A 16,832-nucleotide genomic window follows, 5' to 3' on the forward strand; every position below is an offset into this window, starting at 1 on the left:
TGGACAAAAGGTGAACCTCTAACCATGCTGTGGCTTCGGACGAGATTCGGTGTTGTGGCATGACTGAGCAGCAGGCTGTCCTCGACATGCTGGAAATCCTGGAAGGCGGGGGCTGTGTCGAGCCCGCTCATTTCTTTACGCTGATGCGCCGCACGTTCCGCATTGCCCATCTCCTGTACCTCGAAGCCGAGCCCTATGCGGACGAGCTCAAGATCTGCCGCCTGCATCACACCTTCGGCGCCTATGCCGCCGAGATCTACCGTTCGCGCGGCCTTCACCGAATCGATCCGATCCTGAAGCTCGCGCTTGGCGGCGTGCGCCCGGTGGAATGGACGATGGCGCGACATCGGTTCCCGGAATGCGAGCCTTTGTTTCAGGCCGCGCAGGAAATCGGCATTTCCACCGAGGGCGTTGCCTTGCCGCTGCCATCACCCGCAGGTCGGACGGCGCTGCTGGCAATCAACGTCAACATGCCGGCCGACGAATGGACGGCCTATCGGCGCCAACATCTGCGCGATTTCCAGCTCGCCGCGAATCTCTTCCATGCGGCCATGCTGGAACACGGCGCAATGGCCGGCGGCCTTTCGGCGCGTGACATGCGCCTCACCGGTCGCGAAACCGAGGTTTTGACCTGGGCCGCCGCCGGCAAGAGCTATTGGGAAATCGCCACTATCCTCGGCATTTCCGAACGCACCGTGCGCTTCTTCATGACCAATGCGAGGCGCAAGCTGAATGTCGTCTCCAACACGCAGGCCGTCGCCCAAGCCGTCCGCCATGCACTGATCCCCACCGTTTGACGCAGCTCGCGCCAAGGCCCTCCCAAAACCCCTCGAAATCTAGTGGGAAATATCGCTGATTTAAACTGTCACTACCGACAGTTACGCGACCGCCGCCAGCCTGACAGCATCCGCCCATCCCAAGACAAGGATGGAGAAAAAGATGATCAGGATCCTGAACGGAAAGACCCGAGCACAGCACCTGCAGGCCGTCGACGACATGTTCCGGCTGCGCAAGCGCGTCTTCCACGACTTCCTGAAGTGGGACGTTCAGACGGACGGCGCATGGGAAATCGACAACTACGACACGGCGAACCCGCTCTACGTGCTATCCTACGCTCCCGACGGCCGGCTGCGTGGCTCGCTGAGGCTGCTGCCGACGCTCGGCCCCAACATGCTGGACGATACCTTCCCGATCCTGCTCGGCGACAATCCGGAAATCCGCAGCGCCTCGGTGTGGGAATCGAGCCGCTTCTGCATCGAGCCCGAGATTTCGCAGGACCGCGCCTCCAATCAGGTGACGATCGCCGCCGCCGAGTTGATGTGCGGTGTCGGCGAACTCGGTCTCGCCTCCGGCATCAGCCACATCGTCACGGTCACCGACGTGTTCCTGGAGCGCATGTTCCGCCGCATGGGATGCCCGGGCGAGCGCATTGCCGAACCCCATCGCATCGGCTCGGTCTTCGCCGTTGCCGTCGCCTGGGAAGTGACTAACGACCTGCTTCAGCGCATGAAGGCCATTGCCGCCATCGAAGGCACCGTTCTCGAACGCCCGATGTCGCTCGAAACCGCCCGCGCCGCTTGAATGCCATCGCCGGCCGGAGCCGTTAACGCAAACCGCCGCTTGTCGTTGCACGATCACCGACAAGCTCTATGATGGAGGTGAAACAGGAATTGCCGCTGGCAGCCGCCCATATCAGAAGGCCGGCATCATGCGGCATCAGGAAGAGACTTCGCCCGTGTTCCCGCGCTTGAAACACGTCGCTGTGGTGCTTGTGCCGCTGGCCCTGGTCGGTGCCGATCCTTCGCTGGCATCGACCGTGTGCGACCGGCTGAATACCCGGCTTGCGCAACTGCCCGACATGGTCGCCACCACTGCGGATGCCCGGGACTATGCCAGCGCCATCTCACGACAGAATATCGAGCTGCGCCGGGCGAAGAACGACCGCCGCCGCGCGGGCTGCGGTGGCGGCAGCGTCGTCACCTTCGATGGCGGCGACCCCGACAGCTGCGGGGAGCTCGACAGCCTCATCGCCGAGATGGAAGACAATCTGCGCATGCTGAAGTCGGAGCGCGAGCAGATCTTCGCCGGCGGCAGCGAAGACAACCGCCGCCGCATCCTTGCCGCGCTTGAAATCAACGGCTGCTACAGCGACAGCGAGGAGTTCGCCAGCGTCGAGCCCGAAGAGCCCGAAACGCACCGCAACATCATTGCCGACCTGCCACCTGAGGACGCCTACGGGCCGATGCTCGGGCATAACGAAGACAGTTATGCGCCGCAGGATGGCTATTACCGCGGAACGTTGCGGACCATGTGCGTGCGCACCTGCGACGGCGCCTTCTTCCCGATCTCCTCGGATGCGACGCCGGCCGACTTCCCGCGTGACGAACAGGCCTGCCGGGCGCGCTGCCCTGGCGCCGAAACGGAACTCTACTTCCACGATATCAACACGGAAGAGAGCGAACAGATGGTCTCGACCGTGACCGGGCTACCCTATACCGAAATGCCCAATGCGTTTGCCTATCGCACCCGCGGCATCAGCAAGCCTGGCATGTGCGGCTGCCAGATACCGCAGACTGCCGCAACCTCGCCGAAGACGACCGGCACCAAGATCGGCGACGATCAGTCGTCCATCGTCGTGATCGAAACCAAGAAACCGGCGGACACCACGACCGCCAAGGCGCCGGCCGAGGAGCGGCCCTACGACCCGTCCAAGAGCAAGGTGCGCGTCGTCGGCCCGACCTTCCTGCCGCAGGAAGAAACCTCGATCGACCTGAAGCACCCGAAGGGACCGGCCTATCAACCGGTCCAGAACTGATCCTGGCGCCGCCTTAAAGCGCGTCGCGATCTTTTAGATTCGCTCATTGCACTTTAAGTTTTTGATACTTCGCACGTCGTTATCGCAAAACCGCTGCGCACTTTTGCGAGACGGGTTTTAGGAACTCTCGCCGCAGTTCCCCCAGCCTTCCTCAAACACCAGCTCTTCCAGCGGCAGGCGTTGCCGCCATCCCTTCACCGCCAGTTCGGGCTGCTGGTAAAGGCGATCGACATAACCGAGGCAGAGCCAGGCGACGATCTCGATATGATCGGGAATGCCGAGGATCGCCTTGATCTCGGCCTCGTGAAAGATGCTGACCCAGCCGACGCCAACTCCTTCGGCGCGGGCCGCAAGCCACAGGTTTTGCACGGCGCAAACCGTCGAATAGACATCCATCTGCGGATTGTGCGTGCGGCCGAGAACGACGGCGCCGCCGCGCGTGCGGTCACAGGTGACGCAAATGCTGAGCGGTGCCTTGCGAATGCCTTCGAGTTTCAGCGAGCGGTATTTGGTCTGCTGCTCTACCTCGAACATCAGCGCCGCCTCATCATTGGCGCGACGAAACGCCTGCCAGACGCGCTCGCGCGTTTCTGCCCCCCGCACCAGTACGAAATTCCAGGGCTGCATGAAGCCAACCGACGGTGCACTGTGCGCCGCCGTAAGCAGGCGTTTCACCAGATCGTCGGGAAGAGGCTCTGCCAAGAATTCGTCGCGCACGTCGCGGCGTGTTTCGATAGCGCGGTAGACAGCCTCCCGCTCATCCAGCGAGAAGGCACCGGCAGCCGCAAGGCCGCCCTTCGGTTCAGTCAGCATCGTTCGATCCCCAACAATGCGAAAACCTCCCGCCGTCCGCGCGGGGTTCGGTCTATCTCGCCAGGCCGGTCTTCTGACTTCGGTTCAACCGGTCGCCTCACCTTCCCAGATCGATTTAAGATCCAGTGGCAAAACCTTGAATCAATTCAAGGCACTTGTAGAGGCGACTGTCCCCGTCACAGCGTTGGGCACGTTCCGGAATGACACCGGATTCCCGATTCTCCCGCTTGCGCGGGCACCTGACGGCGTCATAAGGGCACAGCCACTAGCGAAAGACAAGCGCCCGTCAGAGCGGGATGAGGAAAAGTGCACGCAGTTTTCCGCCCGCATTCCGCTCTAACTTCTAAGGACCGATCACGTTTATGATTTTGGATCGATCCGACCCAAAATCATCGTGATCTAGAGCGGCGCCACCGGATGGGGCGAACCGTCATAGCCGCCCCAGACCGATTGGTCGAAGCAGATCACCGATCCGGTCATCAGCCCGGATTCCGCCGAAGACAGGTAGGCGCAGGCTCGCGCCACCTCGGCCGGATCGACGAGCCTGCCGAAGGGTTGGCTGGCGGCCGCCTTTTCGAGCCAATCCGCGGCAGCGCCGTGAAATTCGCGCTGGATGCGGTCCTCGCCTTCGGAAGCCATCCAGCCGATATTCAGGCCGTTGACGCGGATGCGGTTGCGCAGAAGCGCATAGGCAGTGTTCTTGGTCAGCGTCTCCAGAGCGCCTTTCGACGAGCAATAGGCCGCAATGAAGGGCTGCCCGGCCATTGCCGACATCGAGCCGATATTGACGATGGTGCCTTCCGTTCGCTCGCGCCGCATCACCTTCACCGTCTCCTGCATCAGGAAGAACGGCGCCCGCACATTGATGGCGAACATCCGGTCGAAGAGTTCCGGTGTCGTGTCCAGGATCGTGCCGCGATCGGTGATGGCGGCGGCATTGACCAGCGCATCGACCCGACCGAATTCCGCATCGCAGGCGGCAACGACCTTGCGCGCGTCGTCCACCTTTTCAAGATCGGCCTCGACATAGACCACTTTCGCGGCGCTGGCCTTGCCGATTTGCTCGGCCTTCGCCCGCCCCTTGGCGGCATTGCGCCCACAAATGACGATGCCCGCCGCACCGCGTTCGGCGAATAGGCCGGCGATCGTTGCGCCCAGCCCTTGCGTGCCGCCGGTGACGATGGCGACCTTGCCTTGCATCTGTCCGTTCATCGAGTTCCTCCCTCGCAAATGATGATGTGAAACAGCTACGGCTCCCGAGCGAAATGCGCCGGGAGCCTGTCAATTGTGAGACTGACCCGTCAACTCAGCTTGCGCTTCGCCTGCGCGTCGAGTGAGGCCCGAAAATCCTGCTCGCTTGCTCCCGCGGCAAGCGCCTCGCGCATCAACTGCGCCTGGGTCTTTGGCGCCAGCCCGCCAAGCGGCGGATCGCGGTCGAGATTGGTTGGGAAGGAATAGCCCTCGGCGCAGGACGCGATGGCATTGGCCGCTTCTGCATTGGTCAGTTTGCCCCCGCCAAGCAAAACCTTCAACGCCGGATAGAGCGTCGCGCTCATCGTCAGTCGATCGACCGTTTCCATTGTCCGGCCAAAGGCCGAGGACACCTGCAGCAGGTTCGCCACGCGGCGGATGTCGGTGGAGCGGTTGTTGCCGGCCGCGTGGAAGAGCGCCGGATTGAAGAAGACGACATCGCCCTTTTCGAGCGGGAGCTGGACATGGTGCTCGTCGAAATAGGCCCGGAACTCGGGCCGATTGAGCGCCAGATAACCCGGCACATAGGTCTGGCTATAGGGCAGGAACAGGGTCGGCCCGCTTTCAAGCGGCATGTCGCAGTGGGCGACCGCGCCCTGCAGCGTCAGCACCGGCGAGAGCTTGTGGACATGCGCTGGATAGCGCTCGATCACCGCGGCGGTCTGGAAGCCGAGATGGTAGTCCCGGTGCGCCGATTGTGCCGCGCCGCCCGGATTGACGCGGTTCACCTGCGCCGTCATCTGGTAATTCGGCCCAAGCCAGGCTTCGCTGACAAGCGCAATGATGGCATTGCCGTAGTAGGCGGCAAAATTCGCCGGCGCCTTCAGGCAGTGCTTTTCCAGCGAGTTCCAGATGCGATCATTGGCGCCAGGCTTGGCGAAGTGGTCGCCGCCGCCGCTGTTGCTGCGATGCTGCTCCTCGATGATCTCGTCGAAGACGGTGCTCGCGACATCCACCGCGGCGGTATCGGCAAAGGCGCGCTTGAACACCGCCACACCCGGGCCGGTCGCCAGCGCCTCACAGATTTCGGCAAGCACCGCCCGCCGCGTTTCTGCATCGCCGCAGGCGGCAATCAGCTCGTCGCTGTTGTAGATCAACACGTTCTGGTCGCAGCTCGAAGCATAGGGATAGTCGGCCAGGCTGGTCCGGCGCTCGACCTCCGCCCGGAACGCCTCGATATCGCAGGCCGCTTCGGTGAGCCAGATGCGCTCGATGCGCTGCCTCGCCCTGTTGTCGGTCTTCATCGCGTTTCCTCCTCCGGAACATCTTGATGGGCACGACTATAGGCGGCGGCAAAACATGATATAGAGCAGGAATCCATCAAAAATCCATCAGGAGAGCAGCGGCGGTGGCCCATCCCTTTCTGGTCAAGGACATCGCCTTTCAGGCCGGTCTCAGCACCGCGACGGTCGATCGCGTACTCAACGAGCGCCCGGGTGTCCGCCGCCAGACCGTCGCCAGGGTTCGCGCAGCCATCGAGGAACTGGAGAAGCAGCAGGCGGGACTCGACATTCAAGGCCGCAAGTTCGCGATCGATATCGTCATGGAGGCGCCGGAGCGCTTTACCGATGCGGTACGACGGGCCTTTGAAAGCGAAGCCATGACACTGGCGCCGACGAGCTTTCGCTGCCGTTTTCACTTCGCCGAGACCATGCGGCCGCAGGACATCGTGCAACTGCTCGGCCGCATCCGCCTGCGCGGAACCGACGGGCTGGTATTGAAGGCGCCGGATGTGCCCGAGATCGTTGGCGCCGTCGCACGCTTCGAGACAGGCGGCATTCCCGTCGTGACGCTGGTGACCGACCTTCCCAACTCCCAGCGCACCGCCTATGCGGGCGCCGACAACCGGGCGGCCGGAGAAACGGCTGCCTATCTGATTGGCGAACGCTTTGCAGGTGCCGCGGCCACGGTCCTCGTGACGCTATCCAGCGGCCGCTTCCGCGGCGAGGAAGAGCGGGAGATCGGCTTTCGCCGAGTGCTGCGTCAGCACTATCCGACAATCAGGATCGTCGAGATCAGCGAGGGGCATGGTCGCGATAGCGAAACCGGCGCGCTGGCGGACGCAGCGCTCGCCGCCAACCCCGACATCAATGCCGCCTATTCGATCGGCGGCGGCAACCGCTCGGTGCTGGCAGCCTTCGATCGCCTCAACCGCAACTGCGCGCTCTACATCGCCCATGATCTCGACGATGACAATCTGGCGCTGCTGCGCGCGCGGCGCATTCATTTCGTCCTGCATCACGACCTGAAGACCGACGCGCGCACGGCCTTCCGCACCATCATGCTTTACGGCCGCGTGCCGTCCGCCGCAGTCGGCCCTCAGCTTTCGGCCGTGGTGGTCATCACGCCCTATAACGTACCGGAGTAGAAAAATCGCCCAGGCCGCTTGGCCCGGCGGTTGGCTGCTCGCCGGTGGTTTCACCCGGCAGCACCGTATCGTCAGCGGTCTCGACGCGGTTGCGGCCACGTCGCTTGGCAAGATAGAGCGCCTCATCTGCCGCCAGCAGCAAGGCACGCGCGGTCAAACCATGGCGCGGCGCGAAGGCGATGCCGGCGCTGCCGCCGACGACCAGCAGCTGGCCGTTGAACCCAACCGGTGTCTGCGCATCGGCGACAAGACCGGCCGCAAGCCCACGGGCTTCGGCCTCGCTGCAATCGCCGAGGATGATTGCGAACTCGTCGCCGCCGAGCCGTGCCACAGTACCGTTGGGTCCGGCGCGGTTCCGGAAACGCTCGGCCATGGCGACCAGAACAGCGTCGCCTGCCGCATGACCATAGCGGTCGTTGACCGCCTTGAACGCGTCGAGGTCGGCATAGACGAGCGTGAACGGGTGCGTCTTTGCCTTCAACAGCGCCGCTGCCAGCATGTCGTCGAAACCGCTGCGATTGAGCAGCCCCGTCAGCCGATCGTGCTTGGCGAGATGCCGGTTGAGCGCCTCGCTCTGCTGCAAGGCGGCAAAGAGCGTCGAGAAGCGGAAGGCAACGAACGCCATCAGTAGCGCTGCGACGATTGCCATCACGATGACGCTCGGTAGCAACTCGGCGCGCACGAACCCGCCAGGAGATTGCGGCATCCAAGCCGCCACCAGACAGGAGGCGTCGGAACAGCGGCCGACCGATGTGTAAACGCTGCCCTCCGGCCGCTCGGTCAATGGCACGAAAGCAAGCCCCCGGACGCCCAAACGCGCCGCGATCTCTCGCGTCATCTTGGCCGTCACCGGTCGCACCGAAACCATGAGCACCGGTGCCCGGCGCTCCGCTGGAACGACCAGCGTTTCCGGGATGACCGCCTGCACCACCGCGACGCTCATGCGCCCGTCGATCTCACGCAAGTCCATGGCGTGGATCCCGGGTACGGACGGCATCAGCGATTGCGGGTCGGGCGTCACGACATCCAGCACGTAGGAGCCGTGGTTGTTTCTGAGCACATTATCGTAACGGCGTTTGGCCTCGTCGAGCAGGTCATCGACCTCTTCGAGCGGGACACGGGCCGTCTCGCTCGGCACGGCAACACCGTCCTTCAACACAGTCGACGTGCTGTGATCCACGTCCGTCATGATCAGCCAGGAGAAGCCGTAGTCTTCCCACAGCCAGCCCGACAGCTCGTCCGCAACGAATGCGTCGCTGACGTGCCCCTTGGCCAGTTCTTCGTAGGTCTTGTCCCAGAAGGAAAGCTGCGCCTGAAACTGAACGACGGCATCCATCTGGTGGCGCAGTTCGGTTGCCACCAGCCGGCGCTCCGCCGAAAGGCCGAAGCGATCCGCCTCGGCGACGGACCGATCCAGAACGAAAATGAGGCTCGCGATGATCAGAACCGCGACCAGCGTGCAGGCGGCATGGATCGCCCAAACCGTTCTGCTCCGCTTCGCCAGCCGCAAAGTCTTGTCCATGATGCGACCGCCCCCTCGTCCGGCCGGCTGTCGCGCGCATTCTCGCGCCTCTCCAAGCGCGATACGCAGCCACGGCGGCCAACTTGGGCAGCACCGTAGCGATCAAAATCAAAGTTTGGCTTAAATAAGCTGGTGTTGAAATACTTAACGATTTCAACCGGCTGAATCCGCCAGCAATCAGCAGTCGCAGGCGGATAATAGGGAGCGCAAACCAATGTCAGCGCTCCCCGTTTGGACAGAGCGTTCTACTTCGGAGCAGCTGCCGGCCGCAGCAATGCGATGATCACCTCATTGCCCTTGTCACGCGCCAGATCGCGTATCGAGGGACCTGCGACGCCGTCACGGATGCCGGCATTTGCGCCTCGATCGAGAAGCAGCCGCACAACGGCCGCCTGCCCGTTGACCACGGCGAAGGCCAGTGGCGTCATCCAGTCCTGTTGCGGTTCCGGACGGCCGCGCGCCCGGAACGTTCCGAACGGCGTTTCGAGCAACTCCGGCTGCCGATCGAGGATTTCGGCAACCCGTTCGACCACGCCAAAGGATGCGGCCGCAAAGATATCGAGCGGCTGCTCCTTAAGGAATCGCACCATCTCGGCCTTGCCGTTGTACTCGGCCCAGCCGATGGGCGGCGCGTGGTGGTAGGGATCACGGGCCGTTGAATTGGCGCCGTGATCGAGCAACAGCTTCGCCATCTCAACATTGCCGTGCAGCGCCGCCTCGTGCAGCGGCGTGCGCGATGTCATGCGGTTGACGTCGAAGCCGAGCGACAACATGAGCGCGGCATCAACACGCCTGTCGTCACCCGCCGCCTCATGCAGAAGCGCCGGATGCGCGGCCTGCGCGCGTGTGATCAGCGTCGGATCCGCATTAACGAGCGCCCTCGCCGCATCGGCCTTCATTTCTGAGATAGCCCGGGCCAGCCGGTCAACATCGTCCAGCGGTGCCTCCGTTGCCCCGCGCGAAACGAGAAACGCAGCCAGCGCCGCATCACCGCCGAGCTCTGCCCATTGATAGGGCGTCCGGCCCTTGATGGGACGATTGACGTCGGCACCATGTTCGACCAGCAGGCGCACGCGCTCGCCCATGCGTTTTTCGAGCGCCCAGGCGAGCTGGTAGTCGAAAACGCGTTCGCCGTTTTCAACGAAACCGCCATCGTTGCGAACCAGCCAATTGTTCCGATCGTTGGCGCCAAGGCCATAGTCGAGCAAAAGCTTGAGGCACGTGTTGTCCGGCTCGAACATCCGGTTGTACAGCGCCTGGCTGTCATTCGCCCTGGCACCGGCATCGAGCAGCAGCCGCGCGAAAGCGACGCAATCCGGATGTTGCGGCTGCCGCTCGGGGCCGGCCTCGCCTTCGCCGAAGACGCCCGTCAGCGCCGTGAAGCGGTACTGACCGTCGTCAAGCCAATGCGCATCGGGACTGGCACCCCGTTCGATCAGGCGTCGGCCGGCGGGCAGAGAGGAATGGCCGGGAACCCGGGCATAGGCAGCGTAGAGCAACGGCTCCCAGTCATACGGCCCGCCGCGTTTGCCTACGAGTTTCGGATCGCGATCGAGCCAGCGGTCAATTGCCTCTACGTCGCCGAGCGCGGCTGCAACGTGGATGCTGTCGCCGGCGATTTCGGGATGTTCTTCCAGCAGTGCAAGCGCCTGGGTGAACCGCTCGGGATCAGCGGCTATGTCGCCGAAGTAGGAGACGGTCGCCAGAGACAGAAAGCGGTTTGCAAGCTGCTCGGTTGCAGGTGCATTGCTCCCGGATTTCTCAAGATGCCGCTTCAGCCGTGTCCAGCTCGAAAAGCCGAACTCGCGGGCGAGCACCAGTTGCGCATCCTGGAGCCCCATTGCAGCGGGATCGGCAAAATAGGGAAACGCCCGCTGCCTTGCACTGGCATCATCGGCCTTCACGGCTTTCAGAAAAGCCTTGGCCTGCTTGCGGATCGTTTCGAGGGTAAGGTTCGCGGGAAGATCGCGCGCGATCATGAAAGACCTCCTTTCATTCACGTCCGGTATCCGCGCCCACAGACTGAAAAGAGGTGTGGCAACCAAGTTCAGTGAGACAGGTGGGCCTTGCCCTTCCCGCGGATCGGATGCGCCCTGCGAACGAGGTCATCGCTAGCACGCTGCCCTTATACTTGTCCAGCGCGCTCAGCTTTCAGGCTGATACCGAACGAAGGCGAAGCGATCGCCTGACGGCGACCAGTTGGGAACGTTGATGGTTCCCTGCCCGCCGAAAAGTTCGAACAGGATGCGCGGGTTGCCGCCGTCCATATCCATCAGCCGCAGGCGGACATCGAGATCCCTCGGATGATCGAAAACGTCACCGTCATAGGAGAGCACCAGCAGATGCTTCCCATCCGGCGACGGATGCGGAAACCAGTCGCCATAGGGGCTGTCGGTGATGCGCGTGACGTCACTGCCATCGGGGCGGATGCGCCAGATCTGCATGCGTCCGGTGCGGCTGGAGTTGAAATAGATCCATTCGCAATCCGCCGACCAGTCGGGTCCGTCGTTGCGCCCTTCCCCGTGGGTCAGCCGCTGCTCCTCGCCGCCATCAACCGAAATCGTATAGATGTCGAAGACCTGGTCGCGGATGCCGCAATAGGTCACTCTTCGCCCATCCGGCGACCAGCCGTGCCAATAGGACGGCAGGTTGCGGGTGACGAGCCGCGGCGTGCCGCCTCTAGCCGGCAGCAGGTAGATCGCCGACTTGCCGAACTCGGTCTTGTCGCTGATCGCGATGGTGGCGCCATCGGGCGAAATGCCGTGGTCGTTGTTGCAGAGCGCGGCAAAGCCGGTATCGATCTCCACCGGCTCCGAACCGTCGAAACCGAGGCGATAAAGACGGCCATCGCCGTTGATGACCAGGTGCGTGCCGTCCCGCGACCAGTTCGGCGCCTCGACCAGCCGATCGGTCTGCCAGACGACGCGCGTTTCACCGGTAACGATGTCATAGGTCTCGATGGAACTGCGCATCCCGTTCTCCCGCCGCGACCAAGGCAGCTATTTGCGTTCTTCGCCGGCCGGCAGCGTCGCCGCGACCTTGGCGCAGATCGACTGCATCAAATTGGAATTGCGTTGATCTCGCCAGGTCGAGACGACGCCCCAAGCCAACAGCACAAGGATGCAGACGAAGGCCACGCCGACGATGGCGATACTGCCGCTTGCAAGACCATAGATGCCGAAGACCGCCGGCGTCGCGAAATAGGCGATCTGCGCCGAGAGCTGCCGGCCAGCAGAAACGTCGCTCAGCGACCACAGCCGGATCAGCCGGATTTCCTCGTCCGTGAACTCCGGACAGCTTTCCTTGCCGTCCCGCCCTTGGCCGAACGCGCTCATCGGCTACCCTCGATCGCGGAAGCGGTTGGTGATCGGGTACCGCCGGTCGCGGCCAAAATTCTTCTTGGTGATCTTGACGCCCGGCGCCGATTGCCGCCGCTTGTATTCGGCAATGTAGAGCAGGTGTTCGACCCGGTGAACCGTCGCCTCGTCATGGCCGCGGGCGACGATCTCGTCGGTCCCCATCTCCTTTTCCACCAGGCATTCGAGAATGTCGTCGAGCACCGGATAGGGCGGCAAAGAATCCTGGTCCGTCTGGTTGGGACGCAATTCAGCCGAGGGCGCCTTGTCGATAATATTTGGGGGAATGACGACGCCGGAGGGTCCAAGCGCGCCCGGCGGAACCGTGGTGTTGCGCCAGCGCGAGATGGCATAGACCTCCATCTTGTAGAGATCCTTGATCGGATTGAAGCCGCCGTTCATGTCGCCATAGAGCGTGGCATAGCCGACCGACATTTCCGACTTGTTGCCCGTCGTCACCACCATCGAGCCGAACTTGTTGGAGATCGCCATCAGGATGGTGCCGCGGGTACGGCTCTGCAGGTTCTCCTCGGTGATGCCGGATTCGGTCCCCTCGAACATGTCGGAGAGCGCGCTTAAGAACCCTTCGACCGGCTCGGAGATCGGCACGATATCGTAGCGGCAGCCGAGCGCTGCGGCACATTCCTTGGCGTCCTTCAGCGATTCCTGCGAGGTGTAGCGATAGGGCAGCATGACGGTGCGCACCCGCTCCTCGCCGAGCGCATCGACCGCCAGCGCCGCGCAGATCGCGGAATCGATACCGCCGGAAAGGCCGAGTACGACGTTCTTGAAGCCGTTTTTGTTCACATAGTCACGGAAGCCGAGCATGCAGGCGCGGTAGTCCGCCTCCTCGCGCTCCGGCAGGCGCGACTGCAGCCCGCTTTCGCAATGCCAGCCGCTTTCGCCCTTCTTCCATTCGACGATCGAAATCGCCTCTTCGAACTGGCTCATCTGGAAGGCGAGAGACTTGTCGGTGTTGAAGGCGAAGCTTGCGCCGTCGAACACCAGTTCGTCCTGGCCGCCGAGCTGGTTGGCATAGATCATCGGCAGGCCGGTCTCGAGCACCTGCTTGAGGACCACCTGGTGGCGCACATCCACCTTGCCACGAAAATAGGGCGAACCGTTCGGCGACAGCAGGATTTCCGCGCCGCTTTCCGCTAGTGTCTCGCAAACGCCGAGATCGCCCCAGATGTCCTCGCAGATCGGAATGCCGATGCGCACGCCGCGGAAATTCACCGGGCCCGGCATCTCGCCCTGGTCGAAGACGCGCTTCTCGTCGAACTCGCCATAGTTCGGCAGATCGACCTTGTCGCGGAACGCGATCACCTTGCCATCGTCAAGCACGGCCACCGAATTGTGCCGGCCGGTCTTGGCCTGGCGCGGGAAGCCGATGATGACGCCCGGGCCGCCGTCCGCCGTGTCGCTCGCGAGCTTCTCGACCGCCTGGAGGCAGGCCTTCAGGAATGCCGGCTTCAGCACGAGATCTTCGGGCGGATAGCCGGAAATGAACAGCTCCGTCAAAAGCAGGAGATCGGCGCCCTGGCGCGCCGCATCGGCACGCGCCTCACGCGCCTTGGCCAGGTTTCCGGCGATGTCGCCCACCGTCGGATTGAGCTGGGCGATTGCGATGCGCAGGAGCGAGGGGGCGATCTTGTGAGCGGTCATGAGCGGGCCTGTCGGTCTGTTCTGAGCGATTGCGTCTGACTTTCGCAATGTTCTTTAGCGCAATCCGCAGGAAAATACCCACAGGCAATCGCCGCTCCGCGAAAAAAACCGAAAAATTCTGTCTTTCCCGGTTCTTATGAAGGGCCGTTGCAGCGCCCTCACGCGACGAAAAGCTGTTCCCAAACCCCGTTAAGAAACCATTCATCCCCTGTTCAAAATGACGGGCGTATGACAGTTACACGACACATTTATGAAACTGGAGAACATGTTGGCTAGTATCGATTCCGCTGTCGCGAGAGGTTCGCGCGTCTATGTCGATAGACCCGGCTTCACCGCACGGCACGCCAAGACGCTTGCGGCCACCCGCAGCGCATTGTTCTCCCTTTTTGTCGCAGCCGCTCTCGTCTTCGCCGTCGAGCTGATCGTGCGCCAGTCGATGGCCGATACGCTCGCCTATATGCTCGACCCGACGCGCCCGGCGCTGACGACTGTCGGTGCATTCTTCCTGATGCTGCTGGCCGTCGACGGCATTTTCGGCCGCGAACATAAGTCGGCCGTGGTGATTGCGCCGCTCGCCATCATACCCGCCGTCGTCTGCCAGCAGAAGCAGGTCTTCCTGTCCGATCCGCTTTATCCGACCGATTTCCTGTTCGGCCGCCAGATCATGGAATTGATGCCGGTGCTGGTGAAGGACCGCCCCTGGACCGCCGTCGGCATCGTCGTCGGCCTCATCGCCGCCGTTGCCGCCATCGGCCTCTTGCTGCGCTACGCCTGGCGCAATTTCCCCAAGCTGACGCGCCGCGAGCGCATCGCTCGTGCGGCCTTTGCGCTGCCGCTGCTCTTCGCCTTCTGGCACATCATGGATTACAACCAGTTCTCCTGGATCCGTGATCGCCTGAAGGTCATCCCCATCATGTGGGACCAGACCGAGAACTATAAGCACAACGGCTTTGCGCTTGCCTTCGCCATCAACCTGCCGATGGCCAATGTCAGCGCGCCCGCTGGCTACATGGCCGACGCCATCGATCGCATTCCGGTGAAGCCGCTTCCGGCTGGCACCTCGCACCGCGGCAAGCCCGACGTCATCGTGCTGATGAGCGAATCCTTCTGGGATCCGACCCGCCTGCCCAACGTCAAGCTCTCGCCCGATCCGATGCCGACGATCCGCGAGATGCAGTCGGGCAACGTCTTCTCGCCGGAATTCGGCGGCATGACCGCCAATGTCGAGTTCGAGGCGCTGACCGGCTTCTCCAACGCCTTCCTGCCCTATGGCAGCATTCCGTACCAGCAGTACATCCGCAACCCGATCCCGTCGCTCGCTACCTTCTTCCGTGGCGAAGGCTATGTCTCGCGCGCCATCCATCCCTTCCAGAGCTGGTTCTGGAACCGTACCGCCGTCTACAAGGCCTTCGGTTTCGACACCTTCAAGTCGGAAGAGAACATGCCGCCGATGCAGAAGCGCGGCATCTTTGCCTCGGACGAGTCGCTGACGCATGAGATCATCCGCCAGGCCGACGCCATGGACGATCCGTTCTTCTTCTTTGCGGTGACACTGCAGGGCCATGGCCCCTATGAGGCAAACCGCTATGCCAAGAACACCATCAAGGTCGAAGGCAACCTGCCCGAAAGCGACCGGCAGGTGCTGGAAACCTATGCTCAAGGCATCAAGGAAGCCGACGAGAGCCTGAAGAAGCTGATGGACTGGGCAAAGAAGCGCGATCGCGAAACGATCATCGTGCTGTTCGGCGACCACCTGCCGCCGCTCAACACGGTCTATACCAGCACCGGCTTCATGAAGGGCGTCACGGCGGAGCGCAAGGGCTCGAAGGACCAGATGAAGGCGCAGCACGAAACGCCGCTCGTCGTCTGGTCGAACAAAACAGGCCCGAGAAAGAACGTCGGCACGATCAGCCCGGCCTTCCTCTCCTACCAGATCCTCAAGCAGTCCGGCTACGAGCACCCCTATTACACCGGGTTCCTCGGCAAGGTTCATGACCAATACCGGGTCGTCGACCGCTACATGCTGATCCGCAGGAACGGCAAGGAAGTCGCCGAGTGGTCGCGCCAGCCGAAGGTGCCGGCTCTCTTGCGTGACTATCGCTTCCTGCAGCACGACATGATGTTTGGAGACCGCTTCTCGACCGACCGGTTCTTCAAGTCCCACGCCGACCTCTTCGCAAGCGCGGCCGAGACCCACTGAACCACGAGCGCCGGACCGGCCACACCCGGTCCGGCTCTTCATGCTCTCGGTCGGCCAGATTTTTCCGCGACGCAAAACCGCCACGCACATTTGCTGGAAATGCTCTAGATTTTCTCCGGTCAACCCCGGAGATCGCCATGCCGCATTTCAACAACATCTCGCACCAGTTCTTCGGCAAGCCGCTCAGCGAACTCGGCGAGATCGAGCGCCGCATCCTCGCCTACGCCCGCGAGCGGCGCACGCTGACCACCGATACCAATGCGGCCTTCGCTGCCGAGCAAACCTTAGGCGACAGGCTCGCCGACAACATTGCCCGCGTTGGCGGCTCCTGGAGCTTCATCGTCACCTTCTGCAGTTTTCTCGTCTGCTGGGTCATCGTGAACTCGGTGCTGTTGGTGACCGGAGCGTTCGACCCCTACCCCTACATCTTTCTCAACCTCGTGCTTTCCATGCTTGCCGCACTGCAGGCCCCAATCATCATGATGTCGCAGAACCGTCAGGCCGAACGCGACCGCTTCGCAGCGTCCAAGGACTACGAGGTCAATCTCAAGTCGGAAGTCGAACTGATCGCCCTGCATCACAAGGTCGACGACGTGTTGCTGCGTGAGATTTCGGAACTGCGTGCCGACCTCGCAACGCTCAACCGCCAGCTCGAGCACTACCGTCCAGCACCCGGGCAGGACTGACCGAACACCCACGACACGCAGGATCAGATCCCGCGGTGCCGCGCCGTAGCGCGGGCGCCCACACCCCCGCTTCGCTGCCATCGGCAACTTATTGGAGTATGAAAAAATTAATATTTGAGGACCATCTTATGGGTGCAGGGACATTCGAAAAAAATA

At 62.6% G+C, this 16,832-nt stretch carries 14 protein-coding genes and 1 riboswitch; of the genes, 6 read left to right on the forward strand and 8 right to left on the reverse strand.

The window, feature by feature from the left end; translation table 11 throughout:
- Window positions 1-59: 59 nt before the first annotated feature.
- The 3 genes from ACTJKE_RS16220 to ACTJKE_RS16230 all read left to right on the forward strand — a co-directional run bounded on the left by ACTJKE_RS16220 (window position 60) and on the right by ACTJKE_RS16230 (window position 2,815).
- Window positions 60-797 carry a helix-turn-helix transcriptional regulator gene (locus ACTJKE_RS16220; RefSeq protein ID WP_057248881.1) on the forward strand — a complete coding sequence of 246 codons (738 nt, stop codon included), beginning with the start codon at window positions 60-62 and terminating at the stop codon, window positions 795-797.
- A 142-nt stretch (window positions 798-939) separates the two neighbouring features.
- Complete coding sequence (locus tag ACTJKE_RS16225) at window positions 940-1,581, forward strand: acyl-homoserine-lactone synthase (RefSeq protein WP_440692007.1); 642 nt, start codon at window positions 940-942, stop codon at window positions 1,579-1,581.
- Between the two features lie 127 nt (window positions 1,582-1,708).
- Complete coding sequence (locus ACTJKE_RS16230; RefSeq protein WP_113514095.1) at window positions 1,709-2,815, forward strand: DUF2865 domain-containing protein; 1,107 nt, start codon at window positions 1,709-1,711, stop codon at window positions 2,813-2,815.
- Between the two features lie 117 nt (window positions 2,816-2,932).
- On the opposite strand, the gene bluB is transcribed toward ACTJKE_RS16230, so the two are convergent.
- The 3 genes from bluB to ACTJKE_RS16245 all read right to left on the reverse strand — a co-directional run bounded on the left by bluB (window position 2,933) and on the right by ACTJKE_RS16245 (window position 6,123).
- Entirely contained in the window at window positions 2,933-3,628 is a 696-nt protein-coding gene (gene bluB, locus ACTJKE_RS16235; RefSeq protein WP_093233009.1) for a 5,6-dimethylbenzimidazole synthase, read from the reverse strand.
- A 46-nt stretch (window positions 3,629-3,674) separates the two neighbouring features.
- A riboswitch (cobalamin riboswitch) is annotated at window positions 3,675-3,886 on the reverse strand.
- 141 nt (window positions 3,887-4,027) lie between these two features.
- Window positions 4,028-4,840: an SDR family oxidoreductase gene (locus ACTJKE_RS16240; protein WP_093233008.1), complete on the reverse strand. Its 813-nt coding sequence runs from the start codon at window positions 4,838-4,840 to the stop codon at window positions 4,028-4,030.
- 89 nt (window positions 4,841-4,929) lie between these two features.
- Window positions 4,930-6,123, reverse strand: coding sequence for a phytanoyl-CoA dioxygenase family protein (locus ACTJKE_RS16245; RefSeq protein WP_113475561.1), 1,194 nt, complete (start codon window positions 6,121-6,123; stop codon window positions 4,930-4,932).
- 104 nt (window positions 6,124-6,227) lie between these two features.
- Between ACTJKE_RS16245 and ACTJKE_RS16250 the strand changes: the two genes are divergently transcribed.
- Window positions 6,228-7,247, forward strand: coding sequence for a LacI family DNA-binding transcriptional regulator (locus ACTJKE_RS16250; RefSeq protein ID WP_110878684.1), 1,020 nt, complete (start codon window positions 6,228-6,230; stop codon window positions 7,245-7,247).
- On the opposite strand, the gene ACTJKE_RS16255 is transcribed toward ACTJKE_RS16250, so the two are convergent.
- From ACTJKE_RS16255 to ACTJKE_RS16275, 5 genes are all read right to left on the reverse strand, one after another.
- Window positions 7,222-8,769 carry a GGDEF domain-containing protein gene (locus ACTJKE_RS16255; RefSeq protein ID WP_110878685.1) on the reverse strand — a complete coding sequence of 516 codons (1,548 nt, stop codon included), beginning with the start codon at window positions 8,767-8,769 and terminating at the stop codon, window positions 7,222-7,224. The two genes, ACTJKE_RS16250 and ACTJKE_RS16255, sit on opposite strands and share 26 nt — an antisense overlap.
- A gap of 245 nt (window positions 8,770-9,014) precedes the next feature.
- Window positions 9,015-10,748, reverse strand: a complete 1,734-nt coding sequence (locus tag ACTJKE_RS16260) for an ankyrin repeat domain-containing protein (RefSeq protein ID WP_110878686.1) — start codon at window positions 10,746-10,748, stop codon at window positions 9,015-9,017.
- A 165-nt stretch (window positions 10,749-10,913) separates the two neighbouring features.
- Window positions 10,914-11,741 carry a TolB family protein gene (locus tag ACTJKE_RS16265; protein WP_113514097.1) on the reverse strand — a complete coding sequence of 276 codons (828 nt, stop codon included), beginning with the start codon at window positions 11,739-11,741 and terminating at the stop codon, window positions 10,914-10,916.
- Between the two features lie 27 nt (window positions 11,742-11,768).
- Window positions 11,769-12,104, reverse strand: a complete 336-nt coding sequence (locus tag ACTJKE_RS16270) for a hypothetical protein (RefSeq protein WP_058328287.1) — start codon at window positions 12,102-12,104, stop codon at window positions 11,769-11,771.
- A 3-nt stretch (window positions 12,105-12,107) separates the two neighbouring features.
- Window positions 12,108-13,790, reverse strand: coding sequence for an NAD+ synthase (locus ACTJKE_RS16275; protein WP_057248870.1), 1,683 nt, complete (start codon window positions 13,788-13,790; stop codon window positions 12,108-12,110).
- A gap of 268 nt (window positions 13,791-14,058) precedes the next feature.
- Here ACTJKE_RS16275 and ACTJKE_RS16280 point away from each other — a divergent pair, with 268 nt between their 5' ends.
- Together ACTJKE_RS16280 and ACTJKE_RS16285 are read left to right on the forward strand one after the other, a co-directional pair.
- Window positions 14,059-15,990, forward strand: coding sequence for an LTA synthase family protein (locus ACTJKE_RS16280; protein WP_082615755.1), 1,932 nt, complete (start codon window positions 14,059-14,061; stop codon window positions 15,988-15,990).
- 137 nt (window positions 15,991-16,127) lie between these two features.
- Entirely contained in the window at window positions 16,128-16,676 is a 549-nt protein-coding gene (locus tag ACTJKE_RS16285) for a DUF1003 domain-containing protein (RefSeq protein WP_057248868.1), read from the forward strand.
- Window positions 16,677-16,832 lie beyond the last annotated feature (156 nt).

Source organism: Ensifer sp. 22521, from assembly GCF_052044795.1.
In the GTDB taxonomy this organism is placed as follows: domain Bacteria; phylum Pseudomonadota; class Alphaproteobacteria; order Rhizobiales; family Rhizobiaceae; genus Ensifer.